At 44.0% G+C, this 22,050-nt stretch carries 19 protein-coding genes and 2 pseudogenes; 8 read left to right on the top strand and 13 right to left on the bottom strand.

Translation table 11 applies throughout. The features are described 5' to 3' along the window. Window positions 1–131: 131 nt before the first annotated feature. The 6 genes from E4T81_RS04155 to E4T81_RS04130 are packed head-to-tail and all read right to left on the bottom strand — an operon-like array spanning window position 132 to window position 10,474. Complete coding sequence (locus E4T81_RS04155; protein ID WP_135041700.1) at window positions 132–2,138, bottom strand: hypothetical protein; 2,007 nt, start codon at window positions 2,136–2,138, stop codon at window positions 132–134. After that, on the bottom strand, window positions 2,135–4,531 hold the full coding sequence (locus tag E4T81_RS04150; protein WP_135041699.1) for a hypothetical protein: 2,397 nt from the start codon (window positions 4,529–4,531) through the stop codon (window positions 2,135–2,137). The genes E4T81_RS04155 and E4T81_RS04150 overlap by 4 nt, the downstream gene beginning before the upstream one ends. After that, window positions 4,532–6,034 (bottom strand): hypothetical protein, encoded by a 1,503-nt coding sequence (locus E4T81_RS04145; RefSeq protein WP_135041697.1) that lies wholly within the window; start codon window positions 6,032–6,034, stop codon window positions 4,532–4,534. It lies immediately after the preceding gene. Between the two features lie 50 nt (window positions 6,035–6,084). Next, entirely contained in the window at window positions 6,085–7,089 is a 1,005-nt protein-coding gene (locus E4T81_RS04140; protein WP_135041695.1) for a FimB/Mfa2 family fimbrial subunit, read from the bottom strand. A 27-nt stretch (window positions 7,090–7,116) separates the two neighbouring features. Next, window positions 7,117–9,012 (bottom strand): fimbria major subunit, encoded by a 1,896-nt coding sequence (locus E4T81_RS04135; protein ID WP_135041693.1) that lies wholly within the window; start codon window positions 9,010–9,012, stop codon window positions 7,117–7,119. Between the two features lie 34 nt (window positions 9,013–9,046). Further along, window positions 9,047–10,474, bottom strand: coding sequence for a DUF3575 domain-containing protein (locus E4T81_RS04130; protein ID WP_135041691.1), 1,428 nt, complete (start codon window positions 10,472–10,474; stop codon window positions 9,047–9,049). A 326-nt stretch (window positions 10,475–10,800) separates the two neighbouring features. Between E4T81_RS04130 and E4T81_RS04125 the strand changes: the two genes are divergently transcribed. Further along, window positions 10,801–11,934, top strand: a complete 1,134-nt coding sequence (locus E4T81_RS04125) for an AraC family transcriptional regulator (protein ID WP_135041689.1) — start codon at window positions 10,801–10,803, stop codon at window positions 11,932–11,934. Here E4T81_RS04125 and E4T81_RS04120 read toward each other — a convergent pair. Next, window positions 11,923–13,110: a hypothetical protein gene (locus E4T81_RS04120; RefSeq protein ID WP_135041687.1), complete on the bottom strand. Its 1,188-nt coding sequence runs from the start codon at window positions 13,108–13,110 to the stop codon at window positions 11,923–11,925. The two genes, E4T81_RS04125 and E4T81_RS04120, sit on opposite strands and share 12 nt — an antisense overlap. Window positions 13,111–13,672: 562 nt before the next feature. After that, a complete protein-coding gene (locus E4T81_RS04115) occupies window positions 13,673–13,861 on the bottom strand; it encodes a hypothetical protein (RefSeq protein ID WP_135041686.1) in 189 nt (62 codons plus the stop codon). Window positions 13,862–14,100: 239 nt separating this feature from the next. On the opposite strand from E4T81_RS04115, the pseudogene E4T81_RS16065 reads away from it, so the two are divergent. Beyond that, window positions 14,101–14,328: pseudogene (locus E4T81_RS16065) on the top strand (hypothetical protein); the annotation flags it as partial. Continuing rightward, window positions 14,325–14,507, top strand: a pseudogene (locus tag E4T81_RS04105) (antibiotic acetyltransferase); the annotation flags it as partial. The pseudogenes E4T81_RS16065 and E4T81_RS04105, both read left to right, overlap by 4 nt. 414 nt (window positions 14,508–14,921) lie before the next feature. On the opposite strand, the gene E4T81_RS04100 reads toward E4T81_RS04105, so the two are convergent. Then, entirely contained in the window at window positions 14,922–15,827 is a 906-nt protein-coding gene (locus tag E4T81_RS04100) for a nucleotidyl transferase AbiEii/AbiGii toxin family protein (protein ID WP_135041684.1), read from the bottom strand. Then, window positions 15,820–16,584, bottom strand: a complete 765-nt coding sequence (locus E4T81_RS04095; protein WP_135041682.1) for a type IV toxin-antitoxin system AbiEi family antitoxin — start codon at window positions 16,582–16,584, stop codon at window positions 15,820–15,822. Before E4T81_RS04095 ends, E4T81_RS04100 begins: the two co-directional genes overlap by 8 nt. Window positions 16,585–16,807: 223 nt before the next feature. Between E4T81_RS04095 and E4T81_RS15580 the strand changes: the two genes are divergently transcribed. From E4T81_RS15580 to E4T81_RS04085, 4 genes are all read left to right on the top strand, one after another. Beyond that, on the top strand, window positions 16,808–16,969 hold the full coding sequence (locus tag E4T81_RS15580; RefSeq protein ID WP_167761673.1) for a hypothetical protein: 162 nt from the start codon (window positions 16,808–16,810) through the stop codon (window positions 16,967–16,969). A 431-nt stretch (window positions 16,970–17,400) separates the two neighbouring features. Continuing rightward, complete coding sequence (locus tag E4T81_RS15575; protein WP_167761669.1) at window positions 17,401–17,613, top strand: hypothetical protein; 213 nt, start codon at window positions 17,401–17,403, stop codon at window positions 17,611–17,613. 11 nt (window positions 17,614–17,624) lie between these two features. Next, window positions 17,625–18,074, top strand: coding sequence for a PcfK-like family protein (locus tag E4T81_RS04090; protein ID WP_167761665.1), 450 nt, complete (start codon window positions 17,625–17,627; stop codon window positions 18,072–18,074). A gap of 14 nt (window positions 18,075–18,088) precedes the next feature. Further along, window positions 18,089–19,378, top strand: a complete 1,290-nt coding sequence (locus E4T81_RS04085) for a PcfJ domain-containing protein (RefSeq protein ID WP_135041678.1) — start codon at window positions 18,089–18,091, stop codon at window positions 19,376–19,378. A 126-nt stretch (window positions 19,379–19,504) separates the two neighbouring features. Here E4T81_RS04085 and E4T81_RS04080 read toward each other — a convergent pair whose 3' ends face one another. After that, window positions 19,505–20,149 (bottom strand): DJ-1 family glyoxalase III, encoded by a 645-nt coding sequence (locus E4T81_RS04080; protein ID WP_167761660.1) that lies wholly within the window; start codon window positions 20,147–20,149, stop codon window positions 19,505–19,507. Between the two features lie 232 nt (window positions 20,150–20,381). Here E4T81_RS04080 and E4T81_RS04075 point away from each other — a divergent pair, with 232 nt between their 5' ends. Next, window positions 20,382–20,750, top strand: a complete 369-nt coding sequence (locus E4T81_RS04075) for a helix-turn-helix domain-containing protein (protein WP_167761658.1) — start codon at window positions 20,382–20,384, stop codon at window positions 20,748–20,750. On the opposite strand, the gene E4T81_RS04070 is transcribed toward E4T81_RS04075, so the two are convergent. Both E4T81_RS04070 and E4T81_RS04065 read right to left on the bottom strand, forming a co-directional pair. Further along, entirely contained in the window at window positions 20,737–21,447 is a 711-nt protein-coding gene (locus E4T81_RS04070; RefSeq protein WP_135041672.1) for an SMI1/KNR4 family protein, read from the bottom strand. The genes E4T81_RS04075 and E4T81_RS04070 overlap by 14 nt on opposite strands. A gap of 13 nt (window positions 21,448–21,460) precedes the next feature. Continuing rightward, a complete protein-coding gene (locus E4T81_RS04065) occupies window positions 21,461–22,039 on the bottom strand; it encodes a sugar O-acetyltransferase (RefSeq protein ID WP_135041670.1) in 579 nt (192 codons plus the stop codon). Window positions 22,040–22,050: the final 11 nt, after the last annotated feature.

The following is a 22,050-nucleotide window of genomic DNA, read 5'->3' as shown; positions in this document are numbered from 1 at the left end:
AGTCTTCTGATAAAGACGATGTGTCAATACTATCCCAATAGGCAGTCACTTTCTCTTGCAGGTCTTCTTTCTGTTGAATCTGCCGTGTGTTGCCGGAACAGCAATTAAAGACCTGAAGGACAAAGCAAATGCTAATTACGCGAAATATTGACATAGTAAGGTTGGATATATTTCCTGCCATAGTTAGCAATTCTCACACAGAAATCGGAACTTCCGTTATCGGGATTGCGCCCCGGAATATCGGCGGCATCAATCGACAACGTGTTATAGGCCCGGTCTTCGGCCGAAGTAGTATTCAATCTGAACTGTGCATTGAGACGCCCCCCTCCGCCGGTTTCAGCTGCCGTATATTCCGACCATTCGATGCGCCATTCGTAGAATATCACGTCATCAGTAGTAGCTCCGGCAAAGCCAGATTTACCTGTGGCTACAGACAATGGCGTGCCGTTCAGCGCGTAAATATTCTGCTTGTCGCTCTCGAATGTTATAACAAGCGGGAATTGCGATTGCGACAAGCCCGACGGCAGAGTCAGCCCTATTGAGAAATCGCTGCCGATAGATAAAGCCGGCTTCGTTGACACGACGTCGGAAAATTCCCACGGCTTGCGAAGCATAAACGTGACCGTGCGACCAAGACCGGCTGCGCCGCCGCTGTAATAGATTCTCACATTCTGTTCAAGGCGTCGGCTGTCGGTCGGCACCGTTTTTGTCGACACATTCAGATTGTACCATCCGTCTTCGTCCGATGTTATCGTGGCATTATCTATGACCTCTCCGGTCAGGCCAATTGACTTGCTTTGCCCGGGAGACACTCCAGACACATTGAATTCCACCGCCTCATTTGAGATGTTATAAATTTTAAGTTTCGACGGATCAAATGCCATCCCCGCCGGAGTGGTATAGCGAAAACGCAGCGAGTAATCAGTGGTCTGCTCGGTAAATATCACTCGTGTTGAGCTGACCTCAATTTTCTCGCCGTCGTAGCCGATAGAAAAGAGGTCGCGGGTCACAACGGATGTTGACAAGTTGTTGTGGGCTGCGCCGTTCATGGCGTCAATCAACGTAGGAGAGCCTTCGCCACCGACCTCGGTGATCTCGACAGTGTATTGGAAATTGCGCAGCAGGTCGTAGAAGCCGAATTTGCCCTCCTTGTCGCGGCCTATGTCAATCTTGTAATAGCACCGCTTACCCTTGTACTCACCCACCACAATCATATAAGTGACCATAACATCGCTTCCCGCCGATGTCAGACCGCTTTGCGAGCGCTCGTAGATGTAGCACGGGGTATCCGAAGCGCCTGTGGCAATTCGGCTTCCCGACTCCTGAAGCGCCGCCATAACCTCGCTCTCCGTGGTGTGGGTCATGCCTTCGTCGCTGCCTGCCGGATTTATGCCGAAGTATCCTTGAGCAATAATATCGTCGTAGCTTATAAGGTCGTTGTCAGAGTCCAGAAACGAGGCAAACAGATGGTCGCGGTAGATATAAGGCGTAATCGTGCCTTTACCCGGGCGGTTCACAACGGTATACCCCAATAACCTGAACACACTCTCGTCGGCGACGCTTCTTACCGAAAGCTTTACGAAATTGCGTATCAGTTTTACGGTAAGCTCCATATTCTCGACTATGCTATCGAGCTCCTTTATGCCCCAATATGCATCAATGTCGCCGGCGACAACCAGTGCGGGCATGGTGGTGGTTTCGCTTGCCATGGCCGCTATATATTCGCCTCCTGATATTTGATGGAGGTCTTCTGCCGAGGTTATGACAAAATGCAGTCTACGCGGGCGCGAGGAACTGTATATATTTCGTACCTTGAAGCATACATGCTTGCTTACCGGGTCAATATTTACAATCGAAATATCTTCCGGATCAATAAACTGGAGCATGACCCCCGACGGGTCAAATACAAAGAGATTGATTTTTAGAGTATTGAGCAGTTCGTCGGCTGTGGGCTCATCGCTCATGGCGCGTGACAAGGCACCGAAATCCATCTCCGGAAATGACGCACCGGTCAGAATCTCGACCGGAGTTCCGTCGGAGCTTTCATTATCGGGTACACCGGGCATATCCTGAATCGCACAGGCGGTAAGGAAAGCCGAAAGAATCAATGTTACTGTTATATATATCGTCCTCATCATTTATTTCCACTGACAGAGCGGGGACGGTCGCCCCAGGTAAACGTAGTTTTGTTGGTGAGAGTGTCATTTCCCCAGAACCATTCATCGTAGACGCAGCGCACTGCTTTACGCTCGTTGTCGGTTGTCTCGACTACAGTCACTGAGGGATTGCTCTCGTCATTATCGACGTGGATACCTCCTTCCGAACACCAATAGTCGGCAGTTTCCCCCTTAGTTCCGAAGAGATAGGGAATATACTGTTTATTCGACAAGCGGCTTATATATTCGATTTCAGCAACAGTAGGGAGCCTCCAACGCCCTGCGGGTCGACCATTCTCCTGATAGGAAGCACACCGTCGCTCGGCTCCTGTGCGATAAATCTGATAGGTTACACCCCATTGCGAAGCCACCCTCAGTTTCGGCGCTATAAAGCGTGATTTAGAGGCGCTACGGTCGGCAGGATAGTAATCTTGCAGCTGCCGGCGATTTTTCAAAATGCTCCAGCCGGCGACAGCTGAAGCTGCCGTACCGCTTTCGTTGAGATTATCCACCTCGCGTGTGCGAGGGTCGGCAATGATGTAATTGTCTCCTACTGCAAATTTTGATATTGTCAGAATATAGGTGTTTTTATTATTGATATATCCCGAACTTTCGTCATGGGATGATCCAAGCCAATAACGTCTTTGCTGTGTGTCGCTCGGCGCAGAGCTGCTCGTGCTGAGATAACCTTTATACACCGGTCTCTTTTTTGTCCCCGTGTTGTATTCCGAATTCTGGTCATTTATGAAGCGTGTACCTGATGGCGTGCGCTGCGACGTGATGTAGATTGCCGGAATCTGGGTGATGACAACAGTCGCATGAGAAGACGGGTCGCCTGCCACAGCATCCGTGTGTCTAAGTTTTATACGAAACGAATAAGCGTTGATAGCCGTTTCAGATGTAATCACGGCTCCATTGTTCCATGCCAGATGGTAAATGTCGCGCTTTAGATTTAATGTTGAGCTTTGGGCATCCATATCAATTCCTGCAAAATCTATTTCAGAGTTGTAATCTTGACAGTTGCTGTACTTATAATTCCCATTCCCGGTCAGCGTTATACTACGGGGGCTGTCGTTTTTATAATCATACCATGACAGTTCTACCGATTCAATTTCTACCGGGTGAGAAGTGTTGTACGGAATTGAGATAAAAGTTTCATTTGCCATCTCAAAGTAGTAGGCGTCAAGCGTAGATGAAAAATCATTGTTGTTAAGAAGCAGATAACGTATCTCCTTGATGTCCGTGGGCAGGGTCTGAATGTTCCATTGCATATTATAATTCCAGTCAAAGAGCATATCAACAGGCTCCTGGACAGTGATACTTCCAAGACGACCTATCGTCACACGCATATCATACAGAGTATTACGCTCAATATAGTTTTTTTCAGGCTGAACACCGAGACGATAATATGTGACCACATTCTGAATATTTCCATTGGCATCTGTGTAATACCATGGTATCTCCAAAGTCAGGAAACAATTACCTTTAGGGGAAAATATATCCCATTTATTGGGATATGAATAAAAAGGTATATCTTGTATGTAGGAATATTTTGGCTGAGCCGGATCGTAAGTAAACGCAGCCCCCATCCCTTTTGCCGATGATATTTGATTGGAGTATAGACAGTTTTCAGCCGCCGGAATAGCCGGAGTATTGAGTATTGACTGCTTTACTCCGTTGGAAATCCAGACATGCATATCCTCGGCACGTGAAAAATATGTCGTGGTGACCTCTTGTACACTCCCATCGAAAGGGTCGACGATTTCCTCCTTGACATCAATTGAGGCAGGCAAATCTACCGAGAGCATGAGTTTTGCCGCAGCACGTTGTAATGTCAAGGTTCCTGTCACAGTCCTGTCATTTCTATTCAAAGTCAAGGTTGTAAAACCATCCATCGCAAACTCCGGCTGTGGCTCTGTTCTGTCAAAATTGCTGTCAACAATACTTGATTTTAGTCCGTTGACAGTGAATGATTCAATATCTGACACATCAACATTCGCAATTGCATATACATAACACTCATTATTATCAGGACCAAACAATCCATCGTCCATCAAAGCATTATCCGGCAATGCGTCAGTGATGCGGTGTGAGTATTCAAACTTGGTATCTATAACAAGATTAAACACCGGCAAACTTGTGTTATCGTCATGACCGCCCTTTTTATAAAAATAGAGCCGGAGTTGATTTACAACAAATTCGTTCAACTCGTCACTTATGGCTCTTGAAGATACTACAGGCACACTGACATCAATATTGATACAGCCCGATTCAGGCTGTATCGGTTCATCGACGGGCGTGTCGTTGCAAGCCTGAAAAATCAAGATGAATGTTGCGATGATTAAAGCAGTTCTTATGTGGTTCAACCAATTCATTTATAGTTTATTCTCACGATATATAATAAATCTTGAACTCATTGCCGAAGTAAGCGGCGCATATAGCACGGTGCCATCAAAAGTGCGTACCTCTACCACCAATTCTGACCAATGACGGTAGGCATCTGCCTGGCCCTTACCTCTGATATGTATAGTTGCAGGCTCTCCTACATGACCTTCGGCAAATACAGTCTGCGAGCCTTCAATAGCATTTCCCTCTTCATCGACATCTACAAACTCGAAAGCATCAACGCCATTCTCTCCCGGTATAAAATATGCTTTCCATATTGCTCCTTTGGGAGACAGAATATGAAATGTCCCGGATGCATAAGATGTCGTACCGTTCAAGATCGAAAGCTGCTCTTCCTTTTTGCCATCATACAACTCTGTTGTCACTGCAAAATTAAGATTGTCATATTCCCATTTAAGAAATCCATCCGGCTCCATACTGACCACATCATCAAGTTCAAATTCATCGGTTTGCGCTATCCAGTCACTAACATTGACATTTAAATCGAGGATTGTATTGAATGCATGAACATCAAATCGGTAAATATGGTTTCTCACAAGTTCCTCGCCAATCTCTGAAGCAAAAGCATCAAGTCCTATTTCAAATTGCCGGGGAGCACTGCCCGGCGACAATACGGCATTAACCCTGAATTTCATATCCTTGATTTTTGCTTCAGGACAATATAATATGTATTTATCATTGATTTTCCGCGCACTGACAACGTCGGTCACAACCGATGCCGGATAGATATTTGCAAATTTTAAACCCTCGGAATAATCGTCAAACCTCGGTCTGACATATCCGTGATCAACCCACGAAATCATCTCAACATCTGTCACTTGCGGATATTTATTGCCGTCGGGATAAATAATTGAGTTGACAATTTTGTCTGCCACCTCAATCTTGCACAGACTGCGAATGAGGTCTATCTGTCCCGCAAACGGAGCGTCAATACCTTGCATCAGCTGCTCCTTAATCACAGAAAATCCCTTTATGCCATACATCGGTATTCCTTCGTTTTCTGTCGGGAAAAAGTCGGTTTTCATCAGAAAATAATCTGTGATATCCGAAACTCTTGTATATCCCGGGGTATGGTCGGTAAAACGACCTCCTATACTTTCGAGATTTGCCAGAATCATAACGTTAAAAGGAACATTGGCATCACTGTCAAACTTGTCGAAATAATCGTGGGTAAACGACACCGAAAGCGAATAATAACCATCATTGGTCATATAACCGTCGTTATAATCAAGGGAAGTAGGCCTTACAGATTTCAGCAACACCCCACTTTGGTCAAAAAACAAAATGCGCATATCGTCAACATTAAGAATGCGCTCGGCTATATTGGCAGCATTTTCCTCCCATTCACCAAGTGCACGTGAAGAGACCTGCTTTTCATCGGTATATATGGTAAACCTAAATGACATCGTGCTTCCTCCGTCAAGACCTTTATCAATAACAGGGCCTTCAACGGAATTACATGACGCAGCCATGGCCGACAGAATCAACCATAAAACCCCATGTGTCAATATGTCAATTATTTTCACCATTCTTGATATTGCACGGGAGGTGTCGCCCAATTATTTATATAAATCATAGCGGCCTTGTCCCAGTTGTTGTTTTTGTCAAGTATAAAAGTTATAGCATAATCATCCTGTCGGTCAAGATACTCCTGATCGGTCATATAGTCATAATGTCTACCTTTATATAAAAGCAGATTCCGCTCAAGTGGGATTGATATTATTTGTTCACCATCTGATACGCGGTAAATGTCAAGCCGGGAGTCAGCTTTTGTCATAAGCCGCCCAATTGATAACTCCGCAGCGAGTGCCGACTTAACTGGATGCCCGGAGATATCTGTCTCGGTTAAAATCGGTGTAATATCCCAGGGCTTGTATGTAACTTTCCGACCGGCTTCAAGAGTGTTATCATAACTCATTTCAGCATTGCCTGATGAAATGGAGAACATGAAGTTGGATTCTTGCAGCTCCGTTCCGTCAAGATTATGTAACATTACATATACACGATTGGTATCTTTTGTCAGATATACGGTATGGGTCTGCACCTCTGAGCTTCCGATTATGTTATTGTCAATAAATGTCACATTTCTGGACAATCCATGAAACAGATTGTTAAGTTTTTTGTCAGATATATCGGTTTCGGTATTCAGACAGACATTCTGATGTTCAAGAATATCCGCCGCCGGGTTGACATAACAGAAGGAATTTCCTTCGGCCATGCCACCCCAACAGAGAATATCGTATGAGCCGGGAGGTATCGGTAACGAGATTCTATAATCCTCGACTTCAAGTGAGGATCCTTCATCGGAAAAGGAATATACCTCCCGTCCCGTCTTTGAGTCGAACACCTTTATGTCTACTGATTTTACCTGACTCGCAAAAGCATAGGCAAAGAGCATATTACGGTCGAATACGATTTTCAGCTCGTACTCGTTGGGACATTCGGTGAAGTCCGCCGTTATGCAACTTGCCAAAGCTACTGCCGCAAGAAATGATATGCAGATATTATTAAGGTGTCTTATTTTCATTTCGTCTGATTCAAATGATTGAAGTGATTACCATTCCCATTTCTGAACAGGAAGAGTTGCCCACTTCTGGATATTTACACGGAACTTGACCGCATAGCTTACCTTGTCGGTAGGAGGCAACAACGGATCTGTATCGTTAATAATACCTGTACCAAGACCTGCGATGTTGTCAATCTGTATGGTGTATATGTGGTTGCGGACTATACCGAAATCTCCGGTTTTCATAGCCGACCAATCCCATTCCGCCATTGTCTTGCCATAGTTTTCATTTCCTGTACGATACCAGCCCCAATGCTGAATAGGCGCACTGAAGAAAGTCATACCATTGATATATGCGTGAGCACCGCCAAGATTCTGGTACAACAGACGATTTGCTTTGGCAACAGTCTCCGGAGAATTGATTTCGGTATATGCTTGAGTTTCCGAGTCATAATAATAGAATCCGCTGTTAACTACGTTAATCTGTAAAGTCACAAGGTCGCCACCCACTTTAAGGCTTTGACGCGCCTCCTTTTTAGGGTGCTCAACAATGAACGTGGCGATGGTCTTGTTAAGATGTTCTTTTCTTACAGGGATATAGCTGTTCCCATCCTTTTTCAAAACTACGGTCTGTATTTCGAGCAGACGGTCATGAATGGTCTCGACTCCCGATATTTCTTCATCATTCGCGGCATATATTTCCGGAATACCGTCGGTATTTTTCTGATATATATAGAATGACAATGCTCTTCCGTTGATTTTATATTGACCGACCAGAACGACTGAAGGAATTGAAGTTAAAGGAAGGTATTGGTCGGGCATGTCCTGACCGGTGAGACGTGATCCCTTTAATGTGCTCTCGATGAGATATTGCGATTGGCCTATGGTGTTTTTAGCAGTCTGGATTGACTGATAGTGCGCAGAATAAGGATATGAATCCCCAACGTCGAGTATGTCGTCGGCAACCAAAGGATAGTTGTCTTCGTAATATCCCGGAGTACGAGCCCAAAAAGAGCGGAAGTGATCCGGACGGTTCCATCCGGCAAACAGTATTTCATTCATTACATCAAATGACTCGAAGTCGAGGACGTTTCCGGTGGCTTTACGATATGACTTGAGGAAGAAAAACTCTTTCTCATAAGCATTCACGCCCCAGTTAAGAGGAGTAAATTCAAGTGTGATGCCGTTGGATACCTCAAAATCCTTCACAGCACCATCTGAAATGCTGAAATTGACTTTAGCGGCATAGCGTTCTACGTATATGTCCACAGTGACATCAGCGGCCTCTTCCTCTTTCATATTTTCAAGTTCGGTCATGGTCAGGAGCTTATTGTTGTCAAATGGGGTTGCCATTATCAACTGATTGCTTTGTCCCGTAACCTCATCGAGTCCATAATATACGGAGTTGTTCATTGAGAAGTATTTGTTGCCTCCGTCTTCAGGGCTGTAGAATTTCTCCAGCAACCGGTTTTGGGCCTCCTCCATACTCCTGTTCTCATAGAAGTTGGCATTTACAGCGTTGATAATGCAGATAACATAGCGAGGCATCTTTTCTCCTTGAACCAAGTTAACGGGCACATTGGTTTGATAAAAGCCATGTACTGATGAAATAGTTCCCGGTGTGGTAGGATCTACAGCCGCAGTCAGGCCGGATGAAACATGGCTGTAATAGTTTTTATCCGCATCATAGAAATAGAAGTCGACGGTGCGGATTTTGTTTTCATCTTCAGTGCCGTTGACATAATCAGTAGATTGATCATCGCCGATAGCTCGTGAGCCACTTGGGTTGCCATTTGCATTCACGAGATTCACTTTAAGGTAGCGAACCTCTGTTTTCTCGGCGACGGAATCGTCCTTGTCCGCCACAATAGGCCCGTCGGCGGAACAAGCTCCGAGAATCGCCATTGGTAATCCAACCAGCAGTGTTTTAAGGAATTTTTCCATTGTCTTTTCGATTATTGTTAAAAAAAATTAGTTGTTATTTCGCTGTTTTGGTTTTTAAGTCATGCAATGCCTGAACCGCTTCTTCCACGCCTCGTGACCGGGCACGGTTAAACCATGCCTCAGCCTCAACATATCGATGTTGCAATGCCGCTACGACTCCCCTTGCATAATCAGCCTCAGGAGATGACGGAATGTTTACTAACAGTTTGGCAGCCTCATCAATATCGCCTTCAGTAATACAGCGGTTGACCTCTTCGAGTGTCTGTAGCTCTTTTTCCTCATACTGATGTTGGTACTCAATACGATACTCCGTTCGCCTTAGGGATGGCAGAATCTCTCTGCTTATCCATGCCCACGACGCTCTATGTCTTTTCATCAAGGCTTCTTTTGTATCCGGACTACGGTTGCTGTCCATTATCTCAATCAGTACGTATTTGTCTGCAATATCGGATTCCTGAATTGCATTACGCAATCCGCCCCAGTCTTCTGCTATGTGACTTACATATATGATACTGTCAGGGAGCTCCATTTCCGATTGGATGAATGACTTTAAGGATACGGTTCTCATTGATGCAAGCCTATCATTATTTGCATAAGAACCTTCCGGAGAAGCATACCCGATAAGCTCTATACGATGAATATCCATTCCAAGATTATTGCGGATGGAATCAAGTTTGCCGGTGATAATTGCGAGCTCATTTTTATTGTCGGCAAGCGTAGAGTCAATCTCGGTCCGGTTTACTTTAAATTGCACACGCGCTGTTCCGGCAAGATTTTCCGTCAGGATCTTGCTGTGGGGAACATCAACAAGCGGAAACTCAAACTTTGGCAATGTATCTATTGCTGATAGTTCAACAGGTTGAATAACCGGCACCTCCGGCAAAACAATAACAGGTGTTTCCTTCTTAGGACCGCCAAAGTAGTATACCAGAGTTATAGCTGCTTTAGTTGGACCGACATAGTTTTTATTGCGGACGGCTATCTTTCTGCCACAATCAGCACAGGGAAATTTGTCGTAGCTATAACGGGCATAGCCGAGAGCGATCTCTGCCTCCAGTCCCCAATGATCTGCCATAGACCATGAATATCCATATCCGATTCCGGCACCCGCAGCCCATCCTTGGCGTCTATATTTATTAAGAGTAGTATTGAACTGCCCACCGAATATATGTCCGGCAAAGAAATGGCCCCGCATATTCTCTCTGCTCGTCCAATATCTTAACTCCGGTTGAATCATCCAGTGTTTCCACTGTCGACCATTGGATAGTCTCCATCCATTATAATTCCCGGATAGATCAACAGACCAGTGAGGCGCGAGTTTCAGTTCCGCGCCTAAGTTCACATTAAGTAATGCGTCATAAAGCAGATTAGTCTTGACAGCCGCCCTCTCTTCGGCCGCGCAGTTGTTGCCGAAAAGAAATACCAATGCGAGTAATGCGATAATGAGGTACTGTTTCTTCATATTCAAATTAATCACAATCTCTTGATAAGAGATTTGGGTAGTTGCTAAACAATTTTTCAAGTTTGTGTTTGCGAATTTAGCGATGTGCTGCCATCCGGGCATTACACCACCGTTAAAATCGGGATTGTCCCAGCGTAAAGCAATGGACAGTATTCTGAACGAAGACTTATCAATACATAAATTCGCCATTATCCAGCAGTAAAATCACAAGTATATCAGCAAGTTGCATGCGGCCTGAGCTCTTGCCCGGCACGCCCATTGTCGTTTGTTTTTTGTAACTTTGTAATACCGTTTATCAACAATGAATAATTAAAAAATTTGAACTAATGACAAAGACTATTCTACAGACCGCCCTATGCGTTTCATCCACAATCTGTCTGTGGAGTGCTTTTCTGTTAGCCTATGATTGGCAAGGCATAAGACAACGTAGATGGTTGTCCGTGGTGTTGTTCGTATGGGGTGCCGCATGGGCTCTCCGTGCATATGGCCTCGTATTTGGCGATACGACGCGGATATATGAATACATTCTTGCACCGGAGTTGATACTTGGGGGTATCGTCGCCGGTGTTTCATTTCTCGTATGGCCGATTACTGTATTGTCGGCTCAGAAGATCAAGACCGGCAGACTGTTTATGTTTTGGCTACCATTCCTGCTGTGTATTATAATATATTATGGAGCAATTGCATCGTTTGACCTTAAACAATTCAACCTTAAATCTCTTGGTGACTTTTGGTCACATATTTATTATTTTTCAGTTTGGTTCAGGCTTGTTCTGTGTGCTTGTCTATTTGGATACCTATCTTTCACCATTCGTCTTATAATACGTTATACCAACAAGTATAACAAATATATTGAAGACAATTATTCGGAATATCAGAAATACGCTATAAAGTGGATGCACACATATTTGTTAGGCTTGGTAACCATCACCGTTTTTTTCTTCATAAATCTCTGTTTTGCATCATACACCACCTTTCTATGTCACAATATAGTCGCTTGCATTTTTCTTGCATGGCTCACAGCCAAGATAATAGTATACAATACCCCTTATTCAAGCGACCGTACAGATTATATAATTCCGGAACTAACTAAACTTGAAGGAGAAGATTTCAATAGTAAATTCAGTTTATACAAACAACAAGTCGAGATGTGGCTCGTTAATGAACGACCCTATCTTAGTGCCGACTTCAGTCTAAAGGATGTAATGACTCATTTCGGTCTGAATCGCACCTATGCCTCTAAAATCTTCAATGATGGTTTTGGCAAAAGCTTTATTATAGTCATAAGAGAGCATCGAATTGAATATGCCAAGAAGTTAATCCAGATCAATCCTGCGATTTCAATGTCGGATGTGGCTCATCTGTGCGGTTATTCCACCGCACAGGCTTTCCATAAAGCCTTTGTATACTGCAACGACGGTCTTACTCCAGGGAAATATGCAAGCACACTAAATTCTTGATTTAATAAAATTGTCAAGATCTGTGTCTTTCGACAGGTTAAGGCGAGAGCGAAGCCGGTATCGGGATGTGGCGAGGCTATCTCTCGATATACCAAGGGCGAGTGCTATTTCTTCGTTTTTCATATTTAAGGCTATCAGCATACAAAGCAATTCATTACCGGAAGTAAGATTGGGATATTCATGACGTAATTTATAAATAAATCCGGGATATAGATCATTGAAATTCTTCCGAAAACGCAGATCATCGTCCTTTTCAAGCAATATGGCCGACAACATTTCGTATCGTTTATTTTCGTTATTATCAGCGGTTACATTGTTTAATTCCTCAATTCGGGCATTAAGTGCTATACGCTCCGAAAGAAGATTATCTATGTTCTGCTGTTTAAGTCTCAGTATTCGCTTGTTATTACGGAAATATATTATACTGATGACCGAGATTCCCAGTATAATCAGGACAGAAATGGCAGATATGAAAACAATTCGTTGCCGTTTAGCCCGCAACTCGCTTTCAAGCATTGCCTTTTCTCTTTTAAACTGTGATGTGCGGTATCGGAAATCCATACCAAGTAAAAGATTATCTCGCTGCCTTTGCAGTATTGTATCGTGAAGAGAGGCTGCGTCCATGTATATTTCAGCCAGTTTACCATTTCTTGTTGCCGCATAAGACTGTGCAAGCAGCTGTAGTGCCCATTCCTCACTTTCCGTATCGCCCACTTGCCTGAAATCCTCCAATGCACTCTCCATCATCGGCAAACCATATGAGGGATTTCCTAAAATTACATACGCACGGCCTATCAGAAATCTGCCGGTTATATTATCGTCGGTAGACACAATCTGCTTTAAGGTCGCCAGAGCTTCCGGAATTGAATCAGGGACATAATCCGGGTGTTCAATGAAAAAATATGCGCGGTCAGCGTTTACACGCTGCATTACTGCCAAACGATATTCCGCGTCGCCAATAAGACCACACAGTTCACGGCTGCGTTGCAGACATATAAACATGGAATCTATCTGATTGTTTTGTTTATAAACAAAACTCCGCATCCGCCACAAATCGGCACGGATATCAAGAGCATATTTATCTGCAATGACTGTAGCTTTATAATTGATCTGCTTTGCTTCTTCATGCAACCCCATACGACTATATAGATTTGCAAGATTTCCAAGGAGCTTCACAGCCTCTTTGGAATTTATGCTGTCGGGATGCATGGTTGTAAGCATATCGTTTGCTTCCTGCAAAAGCCGGAGTCCCTCTATATAGTTACCCTTGCGACACATTACACGTCCTTGCTCTGATAATTCGCCAAATGACGTTGATGTATAATTATCTTGTTTTGTTTTGTCACAGGCATTGAACATCAGCAAAGCAACAAACGCTATAAAAATATAAAATGCTTTCATATTGCACATACAGATTCAAATATTGGGTCAGCCAACATACCGGTGGTAAAAATACGATATTTATATTTTAAACTCATTTTTATCCGGAATATTGTATAATAGATTGCAGCAAAGGATCTCTAAATAAGAGAGCCTTATTTGATAAGCAAAGTTAGCTATTTTTCAGTAAATTAGAGTGGTTTGATCCATAAAAATTAACAAAGGTCTCATAATTCGAGACTAAAATCGGGGAATCGTTTAGTAATCAACTCTAATAAAAGCTTTTTAATGCCTGATTTTACACGTCTTGCATTTCATCACATTCTCTTATTTAGAGAGCGGGACGGTTGTTAAACATTTAAGCCACGACCTCCCAACGGAAATCAGGGCTTACATACCGTTCATCCCGCCGCAGGACATCGCGACAGACTCTGAAGTATCTGCATATCCCAAAATCCTTCTCCACAAACTTTTGTGGTATCCCAAGTTCGGCGGCAGTGATTCTGATGGCATCAGCCAATTGCTCCTTGTCTTCGTGAAGTTTCATTTTATATGCCATTTTAGTGAGTTGGGCAGATGTGTCGCCTTATCTCCTTTTGACAATGGCATAAGCCACCATTACAAAAGTACATATGGCTTTTTAGCAAACTTTTCTGTAGGTGATTTCAAGGTCGGCTTGCAATTTAGAAACTGGTTTAACAAATATAAATATTACTGCCATATTGATGAACATTCCACTCAACCGGCTTTTGATTTTCAGATATGATATGGGTATATCAGGAGCCGCCGGGTTATATTTATCTTAATGCGGTGACAGGTACCGGTGCGACAAAGATCATATTCTTTTTTCAAGTAATCACTACTATCGCCTATTTATTCTGTTTATGGGGATTGAGTAATCTCAATGTCCGATTGGCAACTTATTGGAGCGTGGAATATCTATATGTGATAATGCTCGGTATTCAGCCTTTTATTTATCTGAAATTATACGATTCAAAAAACAACAGGATATGATGAATAAAATATATCCCCGTAAGGGTGACACACAGACCGTTTATCTGAACGCGGTGGTCAAAGACCTGTCGATTGAGGTAGGTGACTACACGATTTACAATGATTTTATCTCAGACCCTCGTCAGTTCGAGCAGAATAATGTGCTGTATCATTACCAAATTAATCATGAACCACTAATAAACACTAAACAAATTACTAAACATCGCCTGTTTAGTAAGGCGTTTTAGCCGTCTGACAGATCAATTGGAGCGCCCGGTGGTTTCTTAAAAATTGCTAAATTTAACTTCCTGAATAAAAGCAATTTAAAAGCAAAATAAAATTCATTTCCATGTCATTTCCGTGCCCGTCGCATGGTCGCAAAGTGGAGCTGGAGGGACTTGTTCCTTACGCTCCAAATGCAGTTATATCAATGCATTAGATAACAGTCGTCAATAAGTGGTAACGAGATGGTAACGAAAAATCCGTCAGTCTCGCCGGCTCTCTTGCCGATGCTTGAACGGGATGTTCTTATAGTGGCAAAATTACTAAATTTTCGTCTGAAAATCAAGTCTGTGGGTTCCTTTTAACGCTTCTTATACCAAGTGTTAAATCTGTTATTTACGCTTGAAGTATGCGATAAGCCTGTCAACACCCGCCGTATGCTTCGTAGAATTTTTGGATTTCAGTTTTGCTATATTCTTAAGTTTCCATTTCACCGATGGGTATTCGTGCAGATCTCCCGCACAACACTTGCTCCAGTCCGGATTGCCGTCCTCAAAAGAAATCAGGAAGTCTTTGTCATCGTCCGTAAATCCATTGTTGACAACCTCTATAAGATTTACCCTTGCATTCTGATAATCCTCATAATTGAACGGCTCGTCGGTCATTCCCTCAAACTGGTTGGCAAGAGCATCCCGCTGATCAATCGGATTAGGTTGCAGGGATTCGATGACAGGTTTGTCGCTTCCGAGCAGACAAAGGATAAAGCCATCCTTTACCGCATTGAAATCGTCAGAGGTTATGCCTCGACAGTCGAATAGATCTCGCGGATGCTGACGACTGAGAGCCGCCGCAATCTTGCCACCGAACAGCTGGCTCCATGACACGATATTGGCAAAACAGGTCAGACCGAACTCATCCTTGGCCTTCTCGCATAGTTGTAGCTTCTCTATATCGCCTAAGATTCCTCTTTTTGTTCCGTTGACTTCAATCTTGATTGTAGTTCCGTCTTTGACACACTGCAATTTCCATACATCAGGTTTATGGGTGACACGAATACCCGGAACTGATTTTTCGATTGCAGTTTTCAGAGATGTAAGATGCTTATTTATGTTTTTAAGACTCGTCTCGCGGTCTTCCAAAGGCACATATGTTATATCAATGTCAACCGAATATCTCGGAAGATTCCTATGAAACAGGTTTATTGCGGTGCCTCCGTGGACAGCGAAATCCTTTATCTTGAATACAAGTGGCATGACTCTTATCAGCAGGGCCACTTGTCTACGGTAAGTGTCATTCATAATCATTTAATTCTTTGGGAACGGTAATGCGATATTTTGGTATATACACCCCGTTGTCGGTGAGTTTGAGTTTGGAGGATGTCAACCCTAATTTGTTCAGATCAAGCATATCAAACCAATAGTGGCCGCCTTTTTCCGCCATATACAGGAACATTCTCTTGATGCGTTGGCTTGAAGTATTTTCCAGTGCATTCTGAACCTTTTCCGGATTCAGAGAAGTCAACTGCTCCATAATATAATACAAGTCCATGTAGTTATATTGGCTCGGAACAAGGTGGAGACACTCTAGAAATGCTTGTTCCGGCGACGAGATTTTAAGGTCGTAGCGATTTGTCTTGTAGGATTGTGTCAATGGATCTTTGAAGATTCCGGTATGAAACGGCACTATCGTCATATCATACTTGTCGCTTCTTACCCAATCTTCCACGTTTCCTGATTCAAATGCGACCATCAGCCGAGGTTTACCCATAGGTATATAGTGGCTGAATCCATGTAGTTCAAGAGCTGAATGAGCTGCGACGCGGGCATTGTTACCAGTCTGATAATTATAACAGTGAACGGCTGTCAGTGCAGAAAGATTGTCATTGCGTCGGTACATAACCCCTCTCCCAAGTGCTTCAAGCCAACCGGAATCCCGATATTTTTTCAACAATTGTGAAGAATATCCTTCCTTTCTCAGCCAACCCGCAAATAGAAGCCCTCCGGGAATACTCTCGGAAAGTAGATGGTTGAGCTTTGAGGCGATTGCTATACTCATGGTTGATTATATTTGTGGAATATCAACCGCAAAGTTAATCAAAAAATCTGATTATACAAAATGGATAGTTGCATATTCTTAAAATAGATATATTGATAGTATATTACAAGCAGTAAAATTCAACCTTCAATTTTTACAATAACTTTATCCGAGGTTTTGACATTTGATTACGCGGCAAGAGAGGGAGCGGTCTTCAGGGTTGGCGGCGTGATGCCGTCAAAAGGTGACGGTGCAGGCACTGACACCTTTCGACCGCTTCGCGCCTATGGGCACCGGCGGAACACCGATAACCCGCAACGCCTCCGAGGTAAGCACCGGGGACGTTGCTTTTACCTCTGAGACTCTCTGCCGTTCATCTGTGTTCTTTTTCGCCGTTGCTGAATAAGGATTTTTACGACCGTTCCCTCCCTTGCCGCTTTGACACTGCGACACTCGGCATAGACTGCGGAGAACAGTCTTCCTTCGTCGGCTGTCCTTCGCAGACTATGCTGGTCATGTCGCTCAGTTCCATTTCTATAAAAATTATTGAGAAATTATTTTCAATAAGATTTCCGAGAGATTATGTGACAGTATGTTTTCACCGTGACGGAGTCGTGGCTCCTGTTATTGTCTAATCAACAGCGATTTTAACTTGCTTGCCAGTGGGGAACGTGTGGTGCCGGGGATATTCTGATGCCTTTTGACTGAAAAATCTCCAGACCTGCGGCTTGTATTTTTAAGTCAAAGAGCGAACATCCCCTCTGTCCACCACACGCCTCTGAGGTGTCAAGCAAGCGAAAACCGATAGTGATATACAAATAAAAAAAAGTCGCAACGATGAAAACAAACAGCCACATAAAAGGTCAAAGCGAAGCTCAAAGCCTCAGGTTCAACCAAATAAAAAAGGTTGCAAAGGTGGTGACAATCATCATCGGAGCAATAATCGGAACTCTGGTATGGGTGATAGTCAGACCTGTAATCCGTGGTTCGGGCTGGGTAATATCCCTTATAACCGCAATACTGATAATCTATTGGATATTAACTTTCTAAAACATACGACTATGAAATCATCTGAGAATTTTATCGAGGCTATCCGCAACTATCTTGATAGCCGTGCAGAGAGCGACAATCTGTTTGTTATCCGCTATGCAGACCCCTCTAAGTCCCTTTCTGAGTGCTGTCAGTTCATACTGAACGAAGTCAAGCGTCAAGGAGTCAGCGCAATGACCAACGATGAGGTATTTTCACTCGCCACGCATTATTGGGATGGCGACTGTACCGCAGAGGAAATCGGCAAACCCATCAACTGCAAGGTGGTAATCTCCAAAGACCAACTCACCGAGGAGGACAAAGCCGAACTCAAAGAGCTGGCTATGGAGCAGTACAAGGATGAGCAACTCCGAGAACTCAGACGGCAGTCAGCACCGAAGATTCAACCCAAGCCGACCGCCACCGCTCCCAAAGCCGGAGCAGAGATTAACACTATTCCCAACCTATTTGATGAATTCTAAACACCCCCAAGACGATGAAACCCCGTAACAAGAAGCAACAGCATATAGTGGAACTGAGTGGGCGACTTCGCCCGCTCACCACTCCCCCAATGCAGTGGGCACTCAACTTTACCATCAATCACTATGGTTATCGGTTGAAGAACGGAATGTGTACCTGTATGAAATGCGGTCACGAGTGGCTGGAAACCCGAAACGGGACGTGCCTATGCCCCGAATGTGGCACACAGATAGAAATCAAGGATACCAAAGAGCGTGTTATCCGTGAAAAGTCCTATTTCAATGTAATCACCACCATTGAGGACTATCAGGTAGTAAGAATGTTCCTGATGATGGTTGAAATGCGCAAGGGTATGAAGGCAAAGCCAGCCTTTCTTGAAATCGGTCAGTATTTCATTGACCCCAAATGCAATAAGACCGTTGTCGGTTTGCAGAGGACTCTCGGATACTACATCGACTCTTTCGCTTTTGGTTCTCCATTGGAGATAAGGTGTGACAACGAAGCCTTCCAACGCATATCCGATGAATGGGTTTACCCTCGCATCAAGGTCACTGACACTATCAAGCGCAACGGGTTCAAAGGAAATTGTCACCATATCCACCCCGTGACCCTATTCCAAGAGTTGCTGACCAACCCCAAGGCGGAGACACTGATGAAATCCAACGAGATAGAATTGCTCCGATACCTTTGCGCAAGACCAGCCTATAAGTCTGATATTGACAAGTATTGGAACACCATCAAGATAGCCAAGCGCAACGGATACGATTTTAAGGACGTTAGAATGTGGTTTGACTATATCAAGATGTTGGAGCGTATGGGCAAAGACCTAAATTCCCCCTCGCTGATAGCACCCCAAGACCTCAAAACCGCCCATGATGAATATGTGGAAAAGGTCAACCGCCAGAGGGTAAAGGAGCAGAAGGAAGCCAACCGCAAAAAAGCAGAAGCTGACCAAGTCAAGTTTGAGGAACTGAAAGGCAGATACATAGGTTTGTCTATGACTGACGGCACAATCAGACTCCACACACTTGACAGCGTAGCCGAATACTACGATGAAGGCACAAAGCAACACATATGTGTAGGTTCATCCGGCTACTACCTCAAAGAAGATACGCTTGTGTTCACCGCCACAATGGGAGGCAGAACAATCGCCACAGTAGAAATCTCGCTCAAAGACTTCTCAATCATCCAATGCAGGGCATTTGCCAACGGAGTCTGCGAATATGCAGCGCAGATAGCCGGTATCATCAACGCCAACAAGAAGATGATTGCAGAGAGAACTGAAAGTCGACGAGTTTCCGCTTAAGGTAACAATGACGAGTCAAAAAGAGCATAGCCAATGCCATATCAACGATGAAGGTGGCGGAATATAAGACCTCCGTCACCTTCATTTTGCCAAAAATTTCGGCCGCCAAAAGGCGGCGTTGAGGCTTTAGCTATTGCATCCGCAGGTACAATTATCATCGCATTTGCAATTGGCTATCACCATGCCTTCACGGAGTGCCTTCTCCGTATCCGCTCCCTTTGCCTTGCGGACAATGGCAAGAGCAAATTCAAGAGTTGTTCCAGGTCCCTTTGATGTTATCAGGCGGTCTCCGATTACCACTGGCTCCTCAGAGTATATCCCGCCATTATTTTCAAAGTCATCTTTGAGGAAAGGATAACCGGTGGCTTTTACCCCATTTATGATACCGAGCGGACCAAGCACCAGAGCCGGCGCTGCGCAGATGGCGGCGATGTTGCCTCCTTTTTCCCAGTGGGATTTCACAAGGTTGCTCAGCCTTTCGTCAAGGTTTACCGCATCCTCCGATTTGTCGGCACCGGGGAATATGAGCCAGTCTATCCGCTCGGGGGACAAATCGGAAACACTCATGTCTGCAACGATAAGGTTGCCTGTGGCTCCTTTTACAAGTCTGTTCTCTGTCATAGAGACGGTGAATACCTCCATCCCGGCACGTCGCATGACATCGACGGGTGCCAGAGCCTCGATTTCATCGAAGCCTGTTCCAAGCATCACGAACACAGCCTTGCCTGAAGGTTGAGCCGATGCTGGAATGCTGATACTGATTTCAGTCATAATTTGTGGGTTTATTATGTTTGTGTTAACTTTGCAAAGGATAACTGCTACCCTTTGGATAGCGCAAATATCCATTCGCGAGTGAGCTTGAAGCGCATGTCGGCGAAGCCGGTGCGCGGTGGCGAAGCCATCAAGACTCACCGCAAAGTTATATATCAAAATATTGCCATGCAAGAGGTTACTTCCAAAATAGCCACTTACTTCAAACTCACTTTTAGTCAATATCAGACAGATGAAGAACGAAAAAATTTCAGAAAAATATTCATGTGTCGCCACGTGCCCCATGAGGAACGTGATAGCACACTTCGCCAACAAGTGGTCGATGCTCCTGCTTGTCATACTTGACGAGTTCGGCGTAATGCGTTTCAACGAATTGTCAAGGGCAATCCCCGATATATCTCCGAAGGTATTGTCAGGACATCTGAAAACACTTGAATCAGTTGGATTGGTAAAGCGCATTCTATATGCCGAGGTGCCTCCTCGCTCAGAATACGAGTTGACCGATTTGGGCAGAACTCTTATACCCATACTCAATCAACTCTCGGAATGGGGTCGCAATAATTTGAAGGAGGTCAAACGTAATTTGACTAAATGGAGTTGATTACACATCCTGTAATTTGCCAAGGAAGCGAGAGGCATGGGCACCGTCCACATCGCTTTCCAGCACCAGGTAATAGCGCACTTACGGACGCATCGACTCTCTCGGTTGATAAATTCTCATCAGTTTTTTGGGAGAGACCTACTTTGCTCTTAATCTTCAAACCAGTAGTCAATATCGGGATTATACTTTTGGCCGATAAGTTGTTCTTCGTAAAAGTCCATATCAAGATACCCGTCATCATCCAAAAATAGATTTTTCGCTTATAGCAAGCGATTATGGTACGAAGAAAGTCCTCAAAAGAATGATGAATCTTTGTTGGCTCATCAGCATCGTGTTCTATCAGGAAAATTCCTTTTTCTTTACCTTCCGATACTTTCAACGCATAAAAATCTGATGAATAATTCACAAGGATTGGATAATACTTATCTTCTCCATTAGGAATCATTTCCTTTATAGTCTGCATAAAACTTTCGTATTCAGCATCCCTGATTAGAAGATAACCGGGCAAGAAATCCATCAATCGTTGATCTTCAATTTCATAGTATGTACCACTTACTTTAGAGTACAATATATTTAATGATTCCGGGAGAATTAAAGACAACTCTTTATCCTTAGCAATACTCAAGGAATAACCCGGTCTTAATTCATCAGACAGATTAATAAATTCATCTATTAAATAAGAAATTTCTTTTTTCATTAATTTTATTTCGTTAAAATGTTGCTGACTCTTCCGCACCATCTGAAGACCGTCTGATGATTACGGCCGGATTACCTGCGACGACTGAATCGTCAGCCACATCTTTGGTTACTACGCTTCCGGCTCCTATCACGCAGCGGTTGCCGATTGTCACTCCGGGACAGATTATAGCGCCACCACCTATCCAGCAGTCATCGCCGATAGTCACTGGATATGCATGTTCCTTGCTTTCTCTGCGGGCAACATAATCCATAGGATGGTGCGGAGTGTATATTTTGACATCTGGACCTACAAGCGTATAGTTGCCTATGGTGATGTAAGCTCCGTCAAGAAAAGTGCAGTTGGCGTTTACAAACACATGCTCGCCAAGTCTGATGCCATGTCCGTGGTCGCAGTGGAACGGAGGACACACAATTGAGGTGTCGGGAATATCCGGAATCAGATTATTGAGCAATTCACGATAGCCCTCGTCGTATGAACTCATGGTTCGCAATCTCGCAAGCAGTTTTTTCGCGTGAATAAAGCTGGTCTGCAACTCGGGGCTACTCATGTCAGCAAGCTCACCCCGGCGCATTTTTTCAAGCTCATTCATATTGCCAATGT

Source organism: Barnesiella sp. WM24, assembly GCF_004570975.1.
GTDB lineage: Bacteria > Bacteroidota > Bacteroidia > Bacteroidales > Muribaculaceae > Muribaculum.
Note: the sequence above shows the minus strand (reverse complement) of the source record. Positions and strands in the feature narration are given on the sequence as shown.

Bases quoted from the DNA above. Each gene is read 5' to 3' on its own strand.
- E4T81_RS04065 (WP_135041670.1), bottom strand. From the start codon at position 22,039: ATGAATGAGCTTGAAAAAATGCGCCGGGGTGAGCTTGCTGACATGAGT.
- E4T81_RS04140 (WP_135041695.1), bottom strand. From the start codon at position 7,089: ATGAAAATAAGACACCTTAATAATATCTGCATATCATTTCTTGCGGCA.
- E4T81_RS04155 (WP_135041700.1), bottom strand. From the start codon at position 2,138: ATGATGAGGACGATATATATAACAGTAACATTGATTCTTTCGGCTTTC.
- E4T81_RS15575 (WP_167761669.1), top strand. From the start codon at position 17,401: ATGAAAACAAACAGCCACATAAAAGGTCAAAGCGAAGCTCAAAGCCTC.
- E4T81_RS04070 (WP_135041672.1), bottom strand. From the start codon at position 21,447: ATGAAAAAAGAAATTTCTTATTTAATAGATGAATTTATTAATCTGTCT.
- E4T81_RS04130 (WP_135041691.1), bottom strand. From the start codon at position 10,474: ATGAAGAAACAGTACCTCATTATCGCATTACTCGCATTGGTATTTCTT.
- E4T81_RS04115 (WP_135041686.1), bottom strand. From the start codon at position 13,861: ATGAAACTTCACGAAGACAAGGAGCAATTGGCTGATGCCATCAGAATC.
- E4T81_RS04080 (WP_167761660.1), bottom strand. From the start codon at position 20,149: ATGACTGAAATCAGTATCAGCATTCCAGCATCGGCTCAACCTTCAGGC.
- E4T81_RS04100 (WP_135041684.1), bottom strand. From the start codon at position 15,827: ATGAATGACACTTACCGTAGACAAGTGGCCCTGCTGATAAGAGTCATG.
- E4T81_RS04095 (WP_135041682.1), bottom strand. From the start codon at position 16,584: ATGAGTATAGCAATCGCCTCAAAGCTCAACCATCTACTTTCCGAGAGT.
- E4T81_RS04090 (WP_167761665.1), top strand. From the start codon at position 17,625: ATGAAATCATCTGAGAATTTTATCGAGGCTATCCGCAACTATCTTGAT.
- E4T81_RS04075 (WP_167761658.1), top strand. From the start codon at position 20,382: ATGAAGAACGAAAAAATTTCAGAAAAATATTCATGTGTCGCCACGTGC.
- E4T81_RS04125 (WP_135041689.1), top strand. From the start codon at position 10,801: ATGACAAAGACTATTCTACAGACCGCCCTATGCGTTTCATCCACAATC.
- E4T81_RS04145 (WP_135041697.1), bottom strand. From the start codon at position 6,034: ATGGCTGCGTCATGTAATTCCGTTGAAGGCCCTGTTATTGATAAAGGT.
- E4T81_RS04085 (WP_135041678.1), top strand. From the start codon at position 18,089: ATGAAACCCCGTAACAAGAAGCAACAGCATATAGTGGAACTGAGTGGG.
- E4T81_RS04150 (WP_135041699.1), bottom strand. From the start codon at position 4,531: ATGAATTGGTTGAACCACATAAGAACTGCTTTAATCATCGCAACATTC.
- E4T81_RS04135 (WP_135041693.1), bottom strand. From the start codon at position 9,012: ATGGAAAAATTCCTTAAAACACTGCTGGTTGGATTACCAATGGCGATT.